General features: G+C 62.5%; 15 protein-coding genes. 8 read left to right on the top strand and 7 right to left on the bottom strand.

The annotated features are described in order from the left end of the window. The 4 genes from BX591_RS31300 to BX591_RS31285 form a co-directional block, all read left to right on the top strand. Positions 1 to 141, top strand: a 141-nt coding sequence (locus BX591_RS31300; RefSeq protein WP_338068911.1) for a citrate/2-methylcitrate synthase, incomplete at its 5' end; no start/stop codon positions are given. A gap of 270 nt (positions 142 to 411) precedes the next feature. Further along, the gene (gene acnD, locus BX591_RS31295) at positions 412 to 3,009 is read left to right on the top strand and encodes a Fe/S-dependent 2-methylisocitrate dehydratase AcnD (protein ID WP_111935185.1); all 2,598 of its coding nucleotides are present in this window, start codon (positions 412 to 414) and stop codon (positions 3,007 to 3,009) included. A 170-nt stretch (positions 3,010 to 3,179) separates the two neighbouring features. Then, complete coding sequence (gene prpF, locus BX591_RS31290) at positions 3,180 to 4,373, top strand: 2-methylaconitate cis-trans isomerase PrpF (protein WP_111935184.1); 1,194 nt, start codon at positions 3,180 to 3,182, stop codon at positions 4,371 to 4,373. 41 nt (positions 4,374 to 4,414) lie between these two features. Beyond that, positions 4,415 to 5,437 (top strand): questin oxidase family protein, encoded by a 1,023-nt coding sequence (locus tag BX591_RS31285; RefSeq protein ID WP_111935183.1) that lies wholly within the window; start codon positions 4,415 to 4,417, stop codon positions 5,435 to 5,437. A gap of 157 nt (positions 5,438 to 5,594) precedes the next feature. On the opposite strand, the gene BX591_RS31280 is transcribed toward BX591_RS31285, so the two are convergent. Both BX591_RS31280 and BX591_RS31275 read right to left on the bottom strand, forming a co-directional pair. After that, positions 5,595 to 6,563 (bottom strand): alpha/beta fold hydrolase, encoded by a 969-nt coding sequence (locus BX591_RS31280; protein WP_111935182.1) that lies wholly within the window; start codon positions 6,561 to 6,563, stop codon positions 5,595 to 5,597. 62 nt (positions 6,564 to 6,625) lie between these two features. After that, a complete protein-coding gene (locus tag BX591_RS31275) occupies positions 6,626 to 7,687 on the bottom strand; it encodes an alpha/beta fold hydrolase (protein ID WP_167444652.1) in 1,062 nt (353 codons plus the stop codon). A gap of 185 nt (positions 7,688 to 7,872) precedes the next feature. On the opposite strand from BX591_RS31275, the gene BX591_RS31270 reads away from it, so the two are divergent. Both BX591_RS31270 and BX591_RS31265 read left to right on the top strand, forming a co-directional pair. Then, on the top strand, positions 7,873 to 8,754 hold the full coding sequence (locus BX591_RS31270; RefSeq protein ID WP_111935181.1) for an NmrA family NAD(P)-binding protein: 882 nt from the start codon (positions 7,873 to 7,875) through the stop codon (positions 8,752 to 8,754). 46 nt (positions 8,755 to 8,800) lie between these two features. Beyond that, positions 8,801 to 9,370: a TetR/AcrR family transcriptional regulator gene (locus BX591_RS31265; protein WP_244147015.1), complete on the top strand. Its 570-nt coding sequence runs from the start codon at positions 8,801 to 8,803 to the stop codon at positions 9,368 to 9,370. Positions 9,371 to 9,450: 80 nt separating this feature from the next. Here the strand turns inward: BX591_RS31265 and BX591_RS31260 are convergent, their stop codons facing one another. The 5 genes from BX591_RS31260 to BX591_RS31240 all read right to left on the bottom strand — a co-directional run bounded on the left by BX591_RS31260 (position 9,451) and on the right by BX591_RS31240 (position 15,510). Further along, positions 9,451 to 10,950, bottom strand: coding sequence for a sensor domain-containing diguanylate cyclase (locus BX591_RS31260; protein WP_420849442.1), 1,500 nt, complete (start codon positions 10,948 to 10,950; stop codon positions 9,451 to 9,453). Positions 10,951 to 11,168: 218 nt separating this feature from the next. Beyond that, on the bottom strand, positions 11,169 to 11,735 hold the full coding sequence (locus tag BX591_RS31255; RefSeq protein ID WP_111935180.1) for a hypothetical protein: 567 nt from the start codon (positions 11,733 to 11,735) through the stop codon (positions 11,169 to 11,171). Positions 11,736 to 11,757: 22 nt separating this feature from the next. Continuing rightward, complete coding sequence (locus tag BX591_RS31250) at positions 11,758 to 12,387, bottom strand: hypothetical protein (RefSeq protein WP_244147014.1); 630 nt, start codon at positions 12,385 to 12,387, stop codon at positions 11,758 to 11,760. 346 nt (positions 12,388 to 12,733) lie between these two features. Then, positions 12,734 to 14,101, bottom strand: coding sequence for a sigma-54-dependent transcriptional regulator (locus BX591_RS31245; RefSeq protein ID WP_111935178.1), 1,368 nt, complete (start codon positions 14,099 to 14,101; stop codon positions 12,734 to 12,736). Further along, a complete protein-coding gene (locus tag BX591_RS31240) occupies positions 14,086 to 15,510 on the bottom strand; it encodes a sensor histidine kinase (protein WP_244147013.1) in 1,425 nt (474 codons plus the stop codon). Before BX591_RS31240 ends, BX591_RS31245 begins: the two co-directional genes overlap by 16 nt. A gap of 343 nt (positions 15,511 to 15,853) precedes the next feature. Here BX591_RS31240 and BX591_RS31235 point away from each other — a divergent pair, with 343 nt between their 5' ends. Continuing rightward, positions 15,854 to 17,107, top strand: a complete 1,254-nt coding sequence (locus tag BX591_RS31235; RefSeq protein WP_208459627.1) for an MFS transporter — start codon at positions 15,854 to 15,856, stop codon at positions 17,105 to 17,107. 34 nt (positions 17,108 to 17,141) lie between these two features. After that, on the top strand, positions 17,142 to 18,392 hold the full coding sequence (locus BX591_RS31230) for an arsenic transporter (protein ID WP_111935176.1): 1,251 nt from the start codon (positions 17,142 to 17,144) through the stop codon (positions 18,390 to 18,392). The last annotated feature ends 94 nt before the right edge of the window (positions 18,393 to 18,486 follow it).

The following is an 18,486-nucleotide window of genomic DNA, read 5'->3' as shown; positions in this document are numbered from 1 at the left end:
CCGCTGTTCGTGATTGCCCGCACGGCCGGCTGGAGCGCGCACATCATCGAGCAACGGATCGACAACAAGATCATCCGCCCGAGCGCGAATTACACCGGTCCGGACGATCTGCCGTTCGTGCCGCTCGCGAAGCGCGTGTAACACCGTCTGCGTTTTCTCCTCCATTGCGTCCCTAGAGCGCGATGCAATGAAGTTAGGCCTTGGCTCGCTGGAACCCCGAGCCAAGGTCGTTTTTTGCAGCGGCATGAAACGGCGCGTTTACCCGGCCACCAGCAAACCAGCGAGCCACAGCGAGCTAAACTACTCACACTGTCCGACTGATCCGCCGGCCGAGCGCCGCTAACGAGGATCAGCGGATGGCGACCGGCACCAGCCGTCGTCCCCGGATCATTACTGTTCGTCCCCTACGCCATGAATACTGCCAACCGCAAACGCCTTCCCGGCACCCAACTGGACTTCTTCGACACGCGCGCCGCAGTCGATGCGATCCAGCCCGGCGCTTACGACACCTTGCCGTACACCTCGCGCGTGCTGGCCGAAAACCTGGTGCGGCGCTGCGATCCGGTCACGCTGGTCGCGTCGCTGAAACAGATCATCGAACGCAAACGCGAGCTGGATTTCCCGTGGTTTCCGGCGCGCGTGGTGTGTCACGACATTCTCGGCCAGACCGCGCTGGTCGACCTCGCGGGCTTGCGCGATGCGATTGCCGCGCAAGGCGGCGATCCTGCGCTGGTCAACCCGGTGGTGCCGACGCAACTCGTGGTGGACCATTCGCTGGCCGTCGAATGCGGGGGTTTCGATCCTGACGCGTTCGCGAAGAACCGCGCGATCGAAGACCGTCGTAACGAAGACCGCTTCGACTTCATCAACTGGACCAAGCGCGCGTTCAAGAACGTCGACGTGATTCCGCCGGGCAACGGCATCCTGCACCAGATCAATCTCGAACGGATGAGCCCGGTGGTGCAGGTGAAAGACGGCGTGGCGTTTCCCGACACGCTGGTCGGCACGGATTCCCATACGCCGATGGTGGACGCGCTCGGCGTGATCGCGATCGGCGTGGGCGGACTCGAGGCGGAGAGCGTCATGTTGGGCCGCGCTTCATATATGCGGCTGCCGGATATCGTCGGTGTGGAACTGACGGGCAAGCCGGCCGAAGGCATCACCGCGACCGACGTGGTGCTCTCGCTGACCGAATTCCTGCGCAAGGAAAAAGTGGTCGGCGCTTACCTCGAATTTTATGGTGCGGGTACGGCAAGTCTGACGCTCGGCGACCGCGCGACGATCGCCAACATGGCGCCGGAATTCGGCGCAACGGCGGCGATGTTTTATATCGACGAACAAACCATCAAGTATCTGAAGCTCACCGGCCGCGACGACGAACTCGTCAAGCTGGTTGAGACGTATGCGAAGGAAACCGGCCTGTGGGCCGATAGCCTGAAGCACGCCGAATACGAACGCGTGCTCAGGTTCGATCTGTCGACGGTGGTTCGCACGTTGGCCGGTCCGTCGAATCCGCACCGTCGTTTGCCGGTGTCGGAACTGGCGTCGCGCGGCATCAGCGGCAAGGTCGAGAACGAGCCGGGGTTGATGCCGGACGGCGCAGTGATCATCGCCGCGATCACCAGTTGCACGAACACCAATAATCCGCGCAACATGATCGCCGCGGGCCTGCTCGCGCGTAATGCGAACCGGCGCGGCCTGACCCGCAAGCCGTGGGCGAAGACGTCGCTCGCGCCGGGGTCGAAAGCGGTGACGTTGTATCTGGAAGAGGCCGGCTTGCTGCCGGAACTGGAGCAACTCGGCTTCGGCGTGGTCGCGTATGCGTGTACGTCGTGCAATGGGATGTCAGGTGCGCTGGACCCGGTGATTCAGAAGGAAGTGGTCGAGCGCGATCTGTATGCGACCGCCGTGCTGTCGGGTAACCGGAATTTCGATGGCCGGATTCATCCGTACGCGAAGCAGGCGTTTCTCGCTTCGCCGCCGTTGGTGGTGGCGTATGCAATTGCAGGCACGATCCGTTTCGATATCGAGAAAGATGTGCTCGGTGTCGATGCCGACGGTCACGCGGTCACGCTGAAGGATATCTGGCCGACCGACGCGGAGATCGACGCGATCGTTGCTTCGAGCGTGAAGCCGGAGCAATTCCGCAAGGTGTACGAGCCGATGTTCGCGGTGTCGGTGGATACGGGCGAGCCGGCGAATCCGCTGTACGACTGGCGTGAGATGAGTACTTACATTCGACGTCCGCCGTATTGGGAAGGCGCGCTTGCGGGTGAGCGCACGCTCAGCGGCATGCGACCGCTCGCCGTGCTGGGCGACAACATCACAACGGATCACCTGTCGCCTTCCAACGCGATTCTGCCGGATAGCGCGTCGGGCGAATACCTCGCGAAAATGGGCTTGCCGGAAGAGGACTTCAATTCGTACGCAACGCATCGCGGCGATCATCTGACCGCACAGCGCGCCACCTTTGCGAATCCGACGCTGAAGAACGAGATGGTGGTCGAGGACGGCAAGGTGAAGGCCGGTTCGTTGGCGCGTATCGAGCCTGACGGCAAGGTCACGCGCATGTGGGAAGCCATCGAAACGTATATGGAGCGCAAGCAGCCGTTGATCGTGATTGCCGGGGCGGATTATGGCCAGGGGTCGTCGCGCGACTGGGCTGCCAAGGGTGTGCGGCTTGCCGGTGCGGAAGCGATCGTGGCGGAGGGCTTCGAACGGATTCACCGCACGAACCTCGTCGGCATGGGCGTGCTGCCGCTGGAGTTCAAGCCGGGTGTGAACCGGCTTACGCTGTCTATCGACGGTACTGAAACGTTCGACGTGATTGGTGAGCGCAAGCCGCGCGCGGATTTGACGCTGGTGATTCATCGCAAGAACGGCGAGCGTGTCGACGTGCCGGTGACATGCCGGCTCGATACCGCGGAAGAGGTGTCGATTTACGAAGCCGGCGGTGTGTTGCAACGCTTCGCGCAGGACTTTCTGGAATCGTCGAAGGCGGCGGCGTAAGGCTGCTTGATTAGTCTTTCGGTTGGATCGGTTGGATTGGTTGGATTAGTTGCGCCGCCGGCACTGCATTGAAGGGGTTTTATCGCTTCATGCGGCGCCTGGCGGCAAACGTAACGCAGGTGCGAGCGGTGCCGGTTGTTAGGGCCGCTCGCCCATATCAGGACACTTTCATGGCCCACCCCCCCCAGATCAAGATTCCGGCTACCTATATGCGTGGCGGCACCAGCAAAGGTGTGTTCTTTCGCCTGCAGGATTTGCCCGAGTCGGCGCAAGTACCGGGCGCCGCGCGCGATGCATTGCTGATGCGCGTGATCGGCAGTCCCGATCCGTATGGCAAACAGATCGACGGTATGGGCGGCGCGACGTCGAGCACGAGCAAGACGGTGATCATTGCCAGAAGCAGCAAGCCCGATCACGACGTGGATTACCTGTTCGGGCAGGTGTCGATCGATCAGGCTTTTGTCGACTGGAGCGGGAATTGCGGCAATCTTTCCGCCGCGGTCGGCCCGTTCGCGATTAGCGCGGGTCTGGTCGATCCGAGCCGGATTCCGCGCGACGGTGTGGCTATCGTAAGGATCTGGCAGGCCAATATCGGTAAGACGATCATCGGCCATGTGCCGATGACGGATGGCGCTGTGCAGGAAACCGGCGATTTCGAACTGGACGGCGTGACCTTTCCGGCGGCCGAGGTTCAGCTTGAATTCATGGACCCGGCGGCGGAAGAGGAAGGCGGCGGCGGGTCGATGTTCCCGACCGGCAATCTGGTGGATGACCTTGAAGTGCCGGGCCTCGGCACGTTGAAGGCGACCATGATCAATGCGGGTATTCCGACGATTTTTATCGAGGCGGAAGCGATCGGGTACCAAGGCACGGAGTTGCAGGACGCGATTAATAGCGACGAGAAAGCACTCGCGATGTTCGAGACGATTCGTGCGCACGGCGCGCTGCGAATGGGTCTGATCAGGCAACTCGATGAGATCGCGACGCGGCAGCATACGCCGAAGGTGGCGTTTGTCGCGAAACCGGCTGGGTACGTAGCGTCGAGTGGCAAACGCATTGCAGCGGGAGACGTCGATTTGCTGGTACGGGCAATGTCGATGGGCAAGCTGCATCACGCAATGATGGGCACGGCGGCGGTGGCGATCGGCACGGCGGCGGCGATCCCGGGCACGCTGGTGAACCTGGCGGCGGGTGGGGGCGCGCGCGAGGCGGTGCGATTCGGGCATCCGTCGGGCACGTTGCGCGTGGGGGCGGAGGCGCGGGAGCACGGCGGGGAGTGGACCGTGACCAAGGCCATCATGAGTCGCAGTGCACGGGTGTTGATGGAAGGGTGGGTGCGGGTGCCGCGCGTGGAGATCGAGTGAGGGTTTCCGTTGCGCTCTTTCTTTGATCGAAGGACGTCGAGATGCGGATAGACCCGGTCAGGCTCAAGTTGAAGGAACTGCTGGATGCGAATGCCCGGTTTGATCTGGCGGCCAGAGGAACGACTAACCATTGTCCGATGGCGCTTTTAGCCTTGGCCGAAATGGGGGCGTCCGCGGAAAGATTGCAGGCTTTCTTCGATAGATGGGAGCGGGAGTACGCGTTGCGCGCTCCGCCGGTCGACGTGGTCATTGCTCGCGAAGATTGGTCCGAGCACTTGGGCAACGCCGCAGCGTTCGGTGCTTTGCGTGTATTTTTTCTGGAATGGATCACTGAAGTCGGATCTGTTCCGGTCATCGTGGCCGTGCTGAACGACGTGCCGTTCGCACCGGCCACGCAGGCCTTTCATGCGCTGATCAGGCTGGCGTATGGCATTGAGGCGGCCCATTCTGGCGAGATCGCATCGGGCCTCGCGGCGTTGGTTTGCTCGCATCTGCCCGTTGATTTGCAGTTTGACCCAAGTCGTGCGGCGGAAAGCGTTGAGGCGGGGTTTGAACACGTCATCGACGCGATGGGCGGCGGCGCTGTCGAAGGGAGTTCGATTACGTCGCGCTTGCGCGTTGTGGCAAGCGACGTGCGATTCAGGCAGGCCGTTCTTGCACCGCCGGCCTCGACCTGTTTACTCGACGATCTGGCGCGAGCGACGATTGCCGCTTACTGGCGCTCACGAAATTTCACGATACTCCATACGGTGACCGCTACCCACGCGGCGCGGATTCTTTTCGCGCAATTGCCGGGGGAGATGGCGAAGCGATTGTTGCCTGGGTTGTGGGGGGCGATGTGCGCGGCTTATGTCACGGTGGGCAGGCAGGTGGGCGTGGGAATGGATGTGGTGCCCGAGTCCGAAGTGAGTTGGAGCGACGTGCGGCGATTAGCCGTGGCCGCGGACGACGATCATGTGATCAAGATGGCGTACACGTGTCTTTGTGAATACCGTCGGCAGCCATCGGCGGTTTATCTTGCGACGGCGGCGCGGCTGGTGGGGTTGGATCTGGGGCAGCGATAGAGGCGGGGCGGCAGGTCGTGCGCCGACGCCAACGTGTGCCCGCGCACTGGAACGCAAGATTCATTTAAGACGCGCGTGAGGCTGTCGCGCCTCCTCTTCTTCGCGACCTTAAACGCAGAGCCTGAAGCGCGAGCAAACCGGGCAGCGCACCTAACGATCATGTGAGATCCACGGTACGCACGAACTTCAGCAGTTGGTCGCTGACCTCGTCGGCGGCCTCATGTTGAACCCAATGCCCAACGTTATCGAGTTCGATTCCTCCTGCAAGGCCCGGTAAGCCAGCGCGAAGGTCGTTCAGGTTAAGCGGATATAACTCTCTCAAACCGTCCGCTTTACCCCAGATAAAAAACGACGGTTGAACGACTTTCGCGCCTTTCCACGGAGCGGACAGGACGAAATACGGCTCTGCCGCGCGGTAGTAATTCAGTCCCCCGTGGAAGCCGGTGCGCTGAAATTCGGCGATGTTATGCGTGACATAGTCCGGGGACGCCCACGCAGGCAACGCTACGGGAGCCGCACGATAAAGGCTCCGGGCCGGATCCATGGGGCTCCACTGCTGGCCGGTTGGCGCAGTACCCGATGCCCAATACAGAATGCCGGGAATGGTCACCGCGGCGTCGGCCCAGACTTCGTCGGCGTCGGCCCGAATCTGCTCGAACATATAGAACTTGTCTTGATGCCCCGCCTTTCGCATTCTGTCGAAAACACTGACGTCTCCGCGCGGCACGAACGGGACACTGAGGCAGAATACCGCCGCGAATCGGTCCGGGCGCATCAGCGCCGCGTTCCACGCGTGCGTTGCGCCCCAGTCATGACCGACAAGAATGGCGCGGGGAATCGCTAGCGCATCGAGTAGACCGATCAGGTCGCCTGTCGTGTGCAACGGCGTGTACAGGTTGGCGTCGGCCGGAGCCGAGCTTCGCCCGTAACCACGCATGTCTGGGGCAATGGCCCGATAACCTGCCTTCGCCATATTTTTCATCTGCGCGCGCCACGTGTAGGCGGTGTCCGGAAAGCCGTGGCAGAACAGCACGGCGGGCCCCTCTCCCTGCTCCGTCACATGCAAGGTAATGCCATTGGTTTCAATGTCGTATTGCTTGATGCCGTGGTTGTTCGAGGCGCTCATTTCATTTAACTCCTTGGATCGACGTTCAGGATTCGATGCGGGTCAGCATGTTGACGTGATGGCTACGACAGTCCCTTCGCCTTGAGCCAGGCGCGGATTGCCCGGACGAGCTCGGCCTTGTGTTCGAGCGGCAGCCAATGCCCTGCGTCCAGCGTGGCCACAGACAGATCGGTGCAGGCGTTTCGCATGGGGTCGCCGAGAGCGCTGCGGGTGATGTCGCAGATGCCATCGAATTCGCCGTTCACGAACAGCACAGGTTGGCTCAGGCGACCGCTGTCGGGCGCAGTTCCAGCGTAGGCGAGGTTGGCGTCATCGTTCAGATACCAACTGTTACCCGGACGAAAACCGGTCACACGGAACGCTTCAACCAGCGCGTCGAAATCGGCGGATGGCCAGAGCGCCGCGTCCGGCGCTACCGTTGGCGCGCGATGTGCCGTCCCGAACCAGCCTCCGTTGCGCGAAACCGTCGCAGACCGATAGATCTGTCCCACCGACTTCGGGGTTCCAGACCGATAGATCGCTGCCAGTGACGACGCAATCTCGGCATTGAAGTCGGTCACGGTCTGATCGAAATGCGTGGGATAGAAGCGGTAGTAGTCCCATTGCCCGTCCGGATACTGGTCGGCGGGGTAGAGCGCCCGATCGACCAGCGGCAGCAGACTGCGCAACCCGAAGCCCTCGGGCATATACGGAACGGAGACGAATACGACCGCACGGCAGCGCGCCGCGTGATGCGCAGCGAGCGCACCGGCCACCGGGCTGCCGAGGTCGTGGCCGACCCATATTGCCGGCCTTGCGCCCAGGTGGTCATGAAGTTCGACCATGTCGTCAACGATCTCTTTGAGCGCATAGGCATCGGGCGCGCCTGGTGTCGACGAACCGCCGTACCCGCGCATGTCCGGTGCAATGCAGCGCCAGCCCGCCGACGCGAACGCTTCGATCTGCGCGCGCCACATCAGACCGATCCCGGGCCAGCCGTGAAGGAAGATCATCAATGGCCCCTCGGTGGGTCCAGCCTCCCAGTAGCGTGTGGAATGACGGGGTGAGGCGAAGGTGTGAGCGATCATGGCGAAACATTCTCCGTTGAAGGGTCGCCCGGAAAGGACGCCGTCTTCGATTTTCATGTGCAGCGTGCGTTTGCGGACGCAGCTTAACGCCGTTGGCACATGCGTCGAGCGCGACATTCTGCAAAAGACTAGGGCGAAACTATCATCAATCGCCACTCAGGATTACGACTATACTCCAGTTCAGATCCGGTGGCCGAGGTGTTCGTCACCGTCCCATTTAATGAATTGAACGGAGCTTTCAAATGGCTTTGGGTAAATTTTTTGTCGCAGGTGCGACTGGCGACACGGGCGGAGCAGCGACAACTGCCCTTCTGGCTGCAGGCGAACAGGTCCGAACCCTGGTGCGACGCGAGGACGCCCGTTCAGAGCGGCTGCGCGCGCAGGGTGTCGAGGTGCTGGTTGGCGATCTCTCGAATATCGACGACGTCGCGCTCGCCCTTGAAGGCATCTCATCGGCCTATTTCGTTTATCCGATCGAATCGGGAGGGATAGCGGCCAGCGCTTCTTTCGCGCAGGCCGCCCGCGAAACCGGTATCGAATCCATTGTGAACATGTCGCAGATTTCGGCTCGCCGTGAAGCGAAAAGCCATGCCGCGCGAGACCACTGGATATCGGAGCAGGTGTTCGACTGGGCTGGCACGCCGGTCACGCATCTCCGCCCTACGTTCTTCGCTCAATGGCTGACTTATCCGGGGCAGGTCGCGAGCATCAAAAACGACGGAGTGTTACGTCTGCCTTTCGGAGATGGGCGTCATGCGCCGATTGCCGCCGAGGATCAGGGGCGCGTGATTGCCGCCATCCTTCGCGATCCGGCACCGCATGCGGGCAAGGTGTATCCGCTGTACGGACCAGTCGAAATGAATCACCACGAGATTGCGGCAGAGATAAGCAAGGCGTTGGATAGGACGGTGACGTATCAGCCGGTCGATCTGGATCTGTTCAAAAAACGCCTCGACACCGATGCAAAATTTAGCGACACCTTCACGCAGCATCTGCTGTCGGTTGCCGTCGATTACCAGAACGGCATTTTCGCGGGCACCAATTCCTTCATCGAGGAATTGACCGGCACTCCGCCGATGACGGTACAGGCGTTTATCAGGAAGCACTCGGCGCGGTTTGCCTGAGAGCCGGGCGAGCGGCGCTGCCGATCGCCTCGCGGGACAATATATCTTGGAGAAGGAAAAAATGGGGCATTCGCAAGCGGACAAACTGGCCACGCATCAGCGGATCGTAGAGGTCGCAGCACGTCGTTTGCGCGAGCGCGGCATTGACGGGATTAGTGTCGGCGACATCATGAAAGAGGCTGGCTTAACCGTCGGCGGCTTCTACAAACATTTCGAGTCACGCGATGCGCTTGTGACGGAAGCTTTCATCCTGGCGTTGCGGGACATCGAACATATTCAGGACGCGCTCAGGACGGAGCCTCAGCGTGCGATAAGCACCTACGTGTCGGTCAGTCATCGGAACAACGTCGGCAGAGGTTGCCCAATTTCAGCGCTGGTCAACGACTTGGCGCGCGCTCCCGACGCCACCCGCGAGGTATTTACCGAACGGGTCGGTGAAATCATCGACTTGCTCGCCCGGTCTTTTCCCGAGGCGGACGACGCCCAGGATAAAGCGGTGATGATCTTCAGCACCTGGGTCGGTTCAATTGCACTCGCTCGCGCAGTGAAGGACCCGAGTCTTTCGAACAGGATAATCGTAGGAGCGCTCGCGGAGGTGCTCAAAATGTATGACTGACGAAGCCAGATCGCGAAACCAGTCGCAACGTTTCCGGTTTCCAAACCGCCGCCGGGGATCGCGCTGAAGCGGCGCAGCTATCAATTTTGCAATTGATCCTCCGCAAGCACGACAGCATTTCTGCCGCCGCGTTTGGCCGCATATAGCGCGGAATCCGCATTACCTGTCAACTCCGCAAGCGATCGAGGATGCGCACGTCGGCCAGTCGCGCAGCCGATGCTCACCGTAAGCCGTGTTGGTGTTCCGGAAAAATCGATTGAACCGTTTGCGACCTCGTGGCGTATCGCCTCGGCCACCTGCATCGCTTCCGCTTCATCGGTATCGGGCAGCACAACGACGAATTCTTCGCCGCCGTACCGCGCGGTAAGATCACCCCGGCGAATCGCATGCTGTCTGATGCACGCAGCGAGATATTTCAATGCAAGGTCGCCTTGGGCGTGACCGTAAGTATCGTTGTATTGCTTGAAATGATCGGCATCGACGAAAAGCACCGACAGGCAGCTATCGTTGCGACGAAGCCTTTCCCACTCGTTTTCCAGAAACTCATCAAGCGCACGGCGGTTTTTGACACCGGTGAGCGCGTCTGTCTGGGTAAGCCTGGTCAGCAGAACCTGTGTTTTCACATGCTCGCCGAGCGCGAACGCAAGCAACCATACCACGACGCAGAACGCTATGCCGATGGTCGCCGTGGAGACGCCGACCATCCAGGTCATGCGTCTGGAACTGGCCAATATATCGTTTTCCGCTGGCGCGACGACGGCAATCAGGGGCGTGCCGGGAATGCGCTGAAACGTATATAAGCGAACGGTGCCGTCGATAGACGATCGCGCAGCATAGAAGCCGGAATCATGTTTCACCATACGCGAGAAAAAAGTCGCCGATGTGATGGTCTGAGCCGTGCTGAGCGGGGGATTTCTTGCTATTACCGTACCGTCGGTACGGACGACCGCAGTGATGCCGTGAGGACCCACATCGAGCTTTGAAAGAAGCTGACGGAAATAGGCCAGATCGATCGCGACCATGACGATACCGCCGAATGATCCATCCGCCTGGTTGATCCGCCTGGACAACGCAATGGCTTCGACGCCGCTTCTCGAGCGCGCACGATAAGGCGATGAAAGATAGAGCCCCGCGTTTGCCGACTCGCGCTGCGCCACGAAATAGTCCCGGTCGCTAAAATTCCAGTGATGGGACGTACCGCAGCAGCCGTCGATCAACCCTCCAGTACTGTCCGTAACGCCCGCACCCGTCAAGTACTCGGCTGAGGTGCTGTTAAAGAAAATCTTGTGCCGTGCTGCGGAGTCCATGCTTTGCACAGCAGGATTCTGCCAGGCTGCAATCAATGTCAGAAGGGCATTGTTGGAGGCTTCAAAGGTCCGCTCGATGTTGCTGACGAGAACCGAGGTGACGTTTTTAGAGGTGTCGTGTGCATGTTCCAATGCCTCGTTCCTCGCGGCCTGAAGCGTGGCGAGGCTGATCGCTGTCACCGCCAGGGCCATCAACGTGCCCAGAACGCCGACGATCAAAGAATGTCGTCCTGCCCAGACAGCCAGCTTTCCGTTGGATATGGAAAAAGACACAGTAAGATTCTGTTGAATTTGCCCGGTTCAGCCGCGTGACATCGGCGCCTTTTCGACGAAGTCACCCAGGAATGGTCAGGCCATTGCGGAGATCCGTTCGAAGCGGAAAAAGTCCTATAGCCGCGATAACGGCAGCGCCGGAAATAAATGTAGGGCTTGCCCGACCCATTACGGACCAGCCTGTCATTTACAACCGGCGAACTGTCATTTCGCGATGCTCATTCCGTCTCGTCGTCGACGAGCTCGGCGATTTCATGCACGTTCACCGTGCGACCGAACCGATTTTCAATGCCTTCACCCCACGCCTGCACATGAACCCCCGGCGTGAGATAGGCCGTAAGTTCAGCGGCGGCATGCGGCGGCATCCGCAGCGACGTACCGTCATCCAGCAACGCGCCGCGTAGTTCCCCCTTGGGACCGAACAGCGGCAATACGATTTCGCCCTGTACGTCCGACGGTTTGGTCTTGCTCGCCGGCGCATGCTCTTTGGGGTCGTGAGGAGGCGGCGGACCGTCGTCGACGATCTCGAGCGCGTTCTTCGTGGTCAGCGAAATCGCCACGACGAGGTCGGCCGAACGAGGTTTGACGCCACGGACCCGCACGCTGTCGCCAATTGCAACATGCCTCGCGACACGTTTCGATAGATGCGGTGGGAAATGCACTTGCTGCGGTGGGCGGCCCTTGCGTTCGAGAATAAGGCCGTCGAGTTCGCCGTGCGGATTGAGCAGGAATTGCGAGACCTGACCGACGGTTTCGGGCAGGCAGGCGGGATCGATCCAATGCATGGGGTGTACTCCTTTGAATGAGTTACTGCGGCACGTTGCCGTAGAGGGTGGTCAGATTGCCCGGTGTGCCGAATGCGGTGGCCTGCAGCGCTTCGCCGTATCGGTTGCGGGTGCCGTAGCCTTGTGCGGCGATTGTGGTTCCGGGACGCAGCAGATTGGCAAACTGCAGGGCAGCAGGCGGGGCCAGCTTGATCACCGTGCCGTCGGCAAGCAGCACGCCGTCGGATTCGCCGCGAGGCGCCGTCGTGACGCGCAGCACGCGCCCCACCGCACTGAGCTTGACCAGACCGATACCGGCCAGCGAACGAGGCAGGCGCTGCGCGTCGGCGGGCGGCGGCTGATCGGCGATACTGCGACCGCTTTTCGTATCGGAGATCAGGCTCGCGCGCAACGTGCCGTTCGGCTGCTGCGCGAAGCCGCTCACATTGACGGCGTCTCCCGGCGATATCGTGCTGGCTACCTGGCTACCCACATGCGGCGGGAAACGCACCAGGGTGTTGTCGGCGAGCAGCATGCCGTCTACGTCGCCATCGGGATTGATCAGAAACCGCCGGACGACGCCGCTCACTGTGGCGGGTGTGCCGTCGAGCGGTCCGTTATCACGCGCTTGCGGCGGTGGCAGAGGGGCGCCGGCATTCGGCGGAGCAGGCATCGGCGCCGCACTGTTCGACACACCCGGGAGAGACCCGCCGGCGGCTGGCGGCATGGGTGGCATGGGCTGCGTTGTTGCGCTGTTTGGCGGTAACGGCGCGGGTTGCGCTGCGCACGCCGCAGTCGCAATCACGGCGAGCGCAAGCGTCGCCGGCGCAGTCAGACTGAACCGTTTCATCATCAGACTCCTTCGACTGGAATGTCGTACTGGAGTCTTTGCAAGCGCTATGCCATTGCGCGATGGCCGCCAGATCGGGCCTGTCGGCCGCGGTGCCATAAGAAGATGTCCGTCTGCTGGACATGGGGTGTCCGGCAACTGGACATGCACGCGGACCGCCTGCGCAAAACTAATCGAGCTTGTACGCCGCCATTTTCGTATAAAGCGACTGGCGACTGATGCCGAGCCGGCGCGCAGCTTCGGCGCGATTGCCCGCCGTCTGCTGCAACGCGCGTTCTATCGCCGCACGTTCCAGCCATTCCATGGCCTGCGGCAAAGGCAGATCGAGCAGTGCGAGAGGAATCTCGCTGGCCGACGCGCGGGGCGCGCTCAGAAAGACGAGATCGTCGTCCGTGACGAGCGGGCCGCGCGCGAGAGCCGCGACACGCTCAACAGCGTTTTTCAACTCGCGCACATTACCCGGCCACGCGTGGCCGAGAAGACGGCGCTCCGCGTCACTGCTCAAGCTTCGCGCCGGGCCGCCCAGGCTCGCGGCCGTCGCGAGAAAATGCGCGGCGAGCGGCAGTATGTCGGCAGGGCGCTCGCGCAGCGGCGGCAGATGAATCGGAATCACGTTGAGGCGATAGAACAGGTCTTCCCGGAACGTGCGAGCGGCGACCTCCGCCATGAGATCGCGGTGCGTGGCGGCGACGATCCGCACGTCGACCGGTACGGTCGCATTGCTGCCGACCGGCGTGAGCGTGCGTTCCTGAATCACGCGTAGCAATTTGGCCTGCATGGGCAGCGGCAGATCGCCGATCTCGTCGAGAAACAGCGTGCCGCCGTCCGCCTCGGCGATCCGTCCGGTCCTCTGCGTCGCCGCGCCGGTGTAGGCGCCTTTCACGTGGCCGAATAATTCGCTTTCCAGCAGTTCGGCGGGGATCGCAGCGCAGTTGATCGCCACGAACGGCGCGTGCCGGCGTCGTGAGGCGTCGTGCAGCACGCGGGCGGCGACTTCCTTGCCGGTGCCGGTTTCGCCGGTGATCAGCACGGTCGAATCGGTGGCGGCCGCGCGACCGATCTGCTTCTGCGCGTCGCGTAGGGCTTCGCTGTTGCCGAGCAGTCGCGGCGTGTTCGCGTCGACGGACTCTTCGCCCGACGCCGCGGGTACCGTACCCGACAACTCGCCGTTCGACGCGTCGATCTTCATGAGCAGCGTCGCGATCGTGTCGCGCCCGACCGGCTTCGTCAGATGCTCGAAGGCGCCGAGCCGCATGGCGTGGATGGTGTTGTCGCTGGTGGCGAAAGCGGTCAGCACGACCACCGGCAGCGCCGCGCGCGCGGGCATTGCGCGCAACCGTTCGAGCACCTCGATGCCGCTCAGGTCCGGCATCCTGAAGTCGAGAAACATGCAATCGATCCGCGTGCCGCCCCCGAGCAGGCTGAGCGCCTCTTGACCACTACGCGCTTGCGTCGTGTCGTGACCGAGATCGCCGAGCGTTTCAGCGAGGCTTTCGCGGAAGGCGTCGTCGTCGTCGACTATCAGGATGTGCGGCATGGCATCTCGATCACAAAACAGGCGCCGTGCTCGCGCGCGGCATAGAAAGCGCGACCGCCATGTGCCACGGCGATCTCGCGCACCACGGCGAGACCGAGCCCCGAGCCGGCGGCTTCGCTGGTCACGAAGGGTTCGAAGATGCGCTCGCGCTCGGCGGCCGGCACGCCCGGTCCGTCGTCGGCGACCTCGATGCTGAGGGTCGCCTCATGCTGCGTTGCGCGCAGCGTTACGTGTCCGCCGGAGGAAGTATGCCGCAGCGCGTTGAGTATCAGATTGTCGATCGCCCGGGCCAGTTGAGCGGCATCGAAACACGCCTCGTCCGGCATGTCGACGTTCTGCGCGAGGCCGAGCGTGACGCCGGCCCGCGATGCCGAGTCGAGATGCAACTCGACACGCGCCATCAGCCATTCATGCAGGGCGACCGCTTGCCTGTGGATGCGAATGGGCTGCGTGAGCGCAAGCAAACCGGACAACTGCACCTCGACCCTCTGGATCTGTTCGAGGATCGCGGCGAGCGCGCGGTGCTTGCGTTGCGCGTCGCCGGCCAGTGCGTTCTCTGCTTTGAGTCGCATCGCGCCGATCGGATTGCGGATCTCGTGAGCAATTTGCGCCGCCAGCCGGCCAAGCGCGGCGAACCGCTCGGCGCTCGCGAGCTTTCTGTCGAGTTCGCCCGCCTGCTGCTGCAGTGTCGTCGTGCGCGCACCGTAAGCGTTGAATGCAACGACGATCTTGTCGAGGTCGGGCTCGCCCGTGGGCTCGATCGGCGTGAAAGGGAGATTCAGGTCCGTCGATCGGCTCAGGCTTTTCTCGACCCAGGCAAGATTGGCACGCCAGCGGCGCAGCCGCGTTCCCAACGCAATCGCGATCGCGACGATCACGGCGAGCAGCACGGCAAGCCCGGTGACGAGGGTCTTGCCGTCATGACCGAGCGGGGGCCGCACCCGCGTGAGCGTCCAGGCAAACAGTGAGGCGCGCCTGGGCACCGAACAGGCCGCGACGATCACCGCGTCCTGCTGGCCTTCGACGAAATCGGACGCCGCGTGACCGCCGGTCGCCGCGCGAAGGGTGCGCAGAATCAACGGCGTCTCGGCCTCGGGAATATCCCGTTTGATGCCGCTGCCTTCGTAGGTCGGAAACGCGTACGCGTCGAAAACGCCACGCGTGGTGTCTGTCGAGCGCCAGAAACCACCTTCGACGCCCGGCATCTGCGCGAGCACGACGTCGAGAATCGCGTGCATCAGGTCCGTGTTCGGCGCGCTCTGCGGATCGGTGCTGCGGTCGACCGACAGGTCGTAGCGCGAGGCGACTTCCTTGCAACTGGTCAGCGTCTGTTCGCGTGCGACGCTGATTTGCCGCCCCAGATTGCCCTGAGCCATGAACCAGACAAGCCCGATCAGGAGCGCACACATGACCGCCACCAGAGCCCAGAAAACCACGAGCTGGCTAGCGAACGAGAGGCGCCATCGGGTTGCGGGCATGAATGTGCGGGGAAAGAGGGGACTTCAAGCATAGCAAAAACCCGGCCCGTCACGGCCCACGCAATGGGGGCTTCGTGCCGGCGCCGCGCTCGTGGATATTGCCGCGCTGGTGAACATCGCCTGCTGTCGGTTTGCTGGACACCGGCTGTCCAGTAAGCCGACACCCATCGATGTACCAGCGTGTGTCCGCGCCACGCAATGCGGCATGTGCGGGTGGCATAGGGGTTGCATAAAGGACCTGCTCCTGGCTCGACCGTCGCGATCGTGAGGCACCGTGAAAACCAGCCGCGCACTCGAAGCACTGAACTTCTTCATGGCCGACGTTCAGGCCGGCATCGGCCCGTTTCTCGGCGTGTTCCTGCAAGCGCGGGGATGGGGCACGGACATGATCGGCACGGTGATGAGTATCGGCGGCATCGCGGGGATGCTGGCGACGTCTCCGGCCGGCGCACTGGTCGACGGTACCCGTCACAAGCGTGCCTTGATCGTGGTCGCGGGCGTCATGACGGTGCTGGCGTCAGGGTTGTTGCTGGTCTCGCGCGACTACTGGACCGTCGCGGCTTCGCAGGTCGCCACCGCGATCACCGGCGCCGCCATCGGACCGGCAATGGCCGGCATTACGCTGGGCGTCGCCCGGCAAAGCGGCTTTGACCGGCAGTTCGGGCGCAACCAGGTCGCGAATCACGCGGGCAATGTCGTGGCCGCGGCGCTATCGGGCTGGTTGGGGTGGCGCTACGGTTTCGCCGCAGTGTTCGCATTGAGCGCCGTGTTCGGCCTGCTGTCGATTGCGGCCGTCATGATGATTCGCGGCGACACCATCGACCATCAGGTGGCCAGAGGACTGGCGCCGCACGGACCGCAAGCGGGTTCGACCGAAGGCGAAGTCGGTGGCTTTCGGATTCTGCTGCAGTGCCGCCCACTGCTCGTACTCGCCGCCGCACTCGCGATGTTTCACCTGGGCAACGCGGCGATGCTGCCGCTCTACGGGCTCGCGATCGTCTCCGCACATCAGGCCGACCCGAGTGCGTTCACCGCCGAGACCGTCGTGATTGCCCAAGCGGTGATGGTGGTCGCGGCGATGCTCGCGAACCGCCTGATCCGGTGGCGCGGCTACTGGTGGGTCATTCTGCTCACCTTCCTGGCGCTGCCGGTGCGTGGGCTGATCGCCGCCTCGGTGATCCATGTTTGGGGGGTGTGGCCTGTGCAGGCGCTCGACGGTATCGGCGCCGGCTTGCAAAGCGTCGCGGTGCCGGCGTTGGTCGTGCGCCTGCTGAGCGGCACGGGCCGCGTCAACGCGGGACAAGGTGTCGTGATGACGGTGCAGGCAGCGGGCGCGGCGTTGAGCCCGATGCTCGGCGGTCTGCTGGCTCATCACTTCGGTTATCCCGCGGCCTTCATCGCTCTCGGTGCGATCTCGACCGTCTCGCTGGCGCTGTGGCTCGGTTGCGGTGCAGGGCTCCGACACGCGTGCAGCGCGCGTGCGGAGCCGAACTGCAACGCGGTGGACCCCACGTCGTCTGCTTTCTGACGCCAGGGCTGATTGATCAACGGAAAACTTATCGGTGAATTCACTCTTTCTTTCGTGGGGTATCGCGGCGGCGGCCACCGCCGGCGTGATCGCACGCCCTTTCAAATGGCCAGAGGCAGTCTGGGCGGTTGCGGGCGCCGGGCTGCTGGTGTCGTTGCATCTGTTGCCCGTGGATCTTGCGATTCAGGCGATCGGCAAGGGGCGCGATGTCTACCTTTTCCTGATCGGCATGATGCTGCTCTCGGAAGTGGCGCGCCGCGAGGGCCTGTTCGACTGGGTCGCGGTGTTAGCGGTCAATCATGCCAAAGGCTCGCCGCGCAAGCTCTTCCTGCTGGTGTACCTGGTCGGGGTAGTGATCACCGCGTTTCTCTCCAACGACGCTACCGCCGTGGTGCTGACGCCTGCCGTGTTTGCCGCCGCTAAAAAGGCCAAAACCCCGCCTCTGCCCCTGCTGTTCATCTGTGCGTTCGTGGCTAATGCAGCCAGTTTCGTGTTGCCGATCTCGAACCCGGCCAATCTCGTGCTGTACGGTAATCGCACGCCGGCTCTCGGCGCGTGGATGACGCGCTTCGCCGTGCCTTCGCTGCTGTCGATCGGCCTGACCTATGCGCTGTTACGCTGGACTCAACGAGAAGCGCTTTCGGGCCGATGTCAGGCTGATCTGGAAGCGCCGAAGCTGTCGGCGAGCGGGCGCGTTGGGCTTGCCGGCATTGCGGTAACAGCCGCCGTTTTACTGACCGTCTCCGCGTTCGATATTCCGCTCGGGTGGCCAACCGCGATGCTCGGTGCGCTGACCGCCATGGTCGTGCTGATTCAGGAGCGCAAGTCCCCGCTGCCGATGATTCGCGAAATATCGTGGAGCGTGCTGCCGCTAGTGGCAGGGTTGTTCGTACTGGTCGAGATGTTGGATCACACCGGCGGAATCGCCGCGCTGGCGACTCTGTTGCAACGCGCGGCGCAACACGGCGAACTGGCGACCGCAGCGTCTGCAGGCGGTGTCATTGGCATCGCGAGCAACCTGATGAACAACCTGCCGGCCGGTTTGATCGCGAGTTCAACCGTCATCCAGGCGCATGGTTCCAGGCTCGTTACCGACGCACTGCTTATCGGAGTCGACCTGGGTCCCAATCTGTCGATCACCGGTTCGCTCGCCACCATCCTGTGGCTCAACGCACTTCGCCGCGAGGGCGAGGACGTGAGTTTCATGACGTTTCTGAAGGTCGGCGCGCTGGTGACGCTGCCGACGCTGCCCCTGGCTTTGCTCGCGAGGATACTCGCGGGTTAAATAAACGCGCTTCGCCGGTGATGCACGACAGCGCGGATTGCGTATCCGGGTTTTCACCGACTCGAATCATTGTCGATTTACCATCGCATCGCGC

Origin of the sequence: Paraburkholderia bryophila, from assembly GCF_003269035.1 — a bacterium.
Classification (GTDB): Bacteria; Pseudomonadota; Gammaproteobacteria; order Burkholderiales; family Burkholderiaceae; genus Paraburkholderia; species Paraburkholderia bryophila.
This window is presented reverse-complemented; position numbering and strand designations above follow the sequence as displayed.

Bases quoted from the DNA above. Each gene is read 5' to 3' on its own strand.
- prpF (WP_111935184.1), top strand. From the start codon at position 3,180: ATGGCCCACCCCCCCCAGATCAAGATTCCGGCTACCTATATGCGTGGC.
- BX591_RS31255 (WP_111935180.1), bottom strand. From the start codon at position 11,735: ATGCATTGGATCGATCCCGCCTGCCTGCCCGAAACCGTCGGTCAGGTC.
- BX591_RS31245 (WP_111935178.1), bottom strand. From the start codon at position 14,101: ATGCCGCACATCCTGATAGTCGACGACGACGACGCCTTCCGCGAAAGC.
- BX591_RS31280 (WP_111935182.1), bottom strand. From the start codon at position 6,563: ATGAGCGCCTCGAACAACCACGGCATCAAGCAATACGACATTGAAACC.
- BX591_RS31275 (WP_167444652.1), bottom strand. From the start codon at position 7,687: ATGAAAATCGAAGACGGCGTCCTTTCCGGGCGACCCTTCAACGGAGAA.
- BX591_RS31250 (WP_244147014.1), bottom strand. From the start codon at position 12,387: ATGCCTGCTCCGCCGAATGCCGGCGCCCCTCTGCCACCGCCGCAAGCG.
- BX591_RS31270 (WP_111935181.1), top strand. From the start codon at position 7,873: ATGGCTTTGGGTAAATTTTTTGTCGCAGGTGCGACTGGCGACACGGGC.
- BX591_RS31285 (WP_111935183.1), top strand. From the start codon at position 4,415: ATGCGGATAGACCCGGTCAGGCTCAAGTTGAAGGAACTGCTGGATGCG.
- acnD (WP_111935185.1), top strand. From the start codon at position 412: ATGAATACTGCCAACCGCAAACGCCTTCCCGGCACCCAACTGGACTTC.
- BX591_RS31240 (WP_244147013.1), bottom strand. From the start codon at position 15,510: ATGTGTGCGCTCCTGATCGGGCTTGTCTGGTTCATGGCTCAGGGCAAT.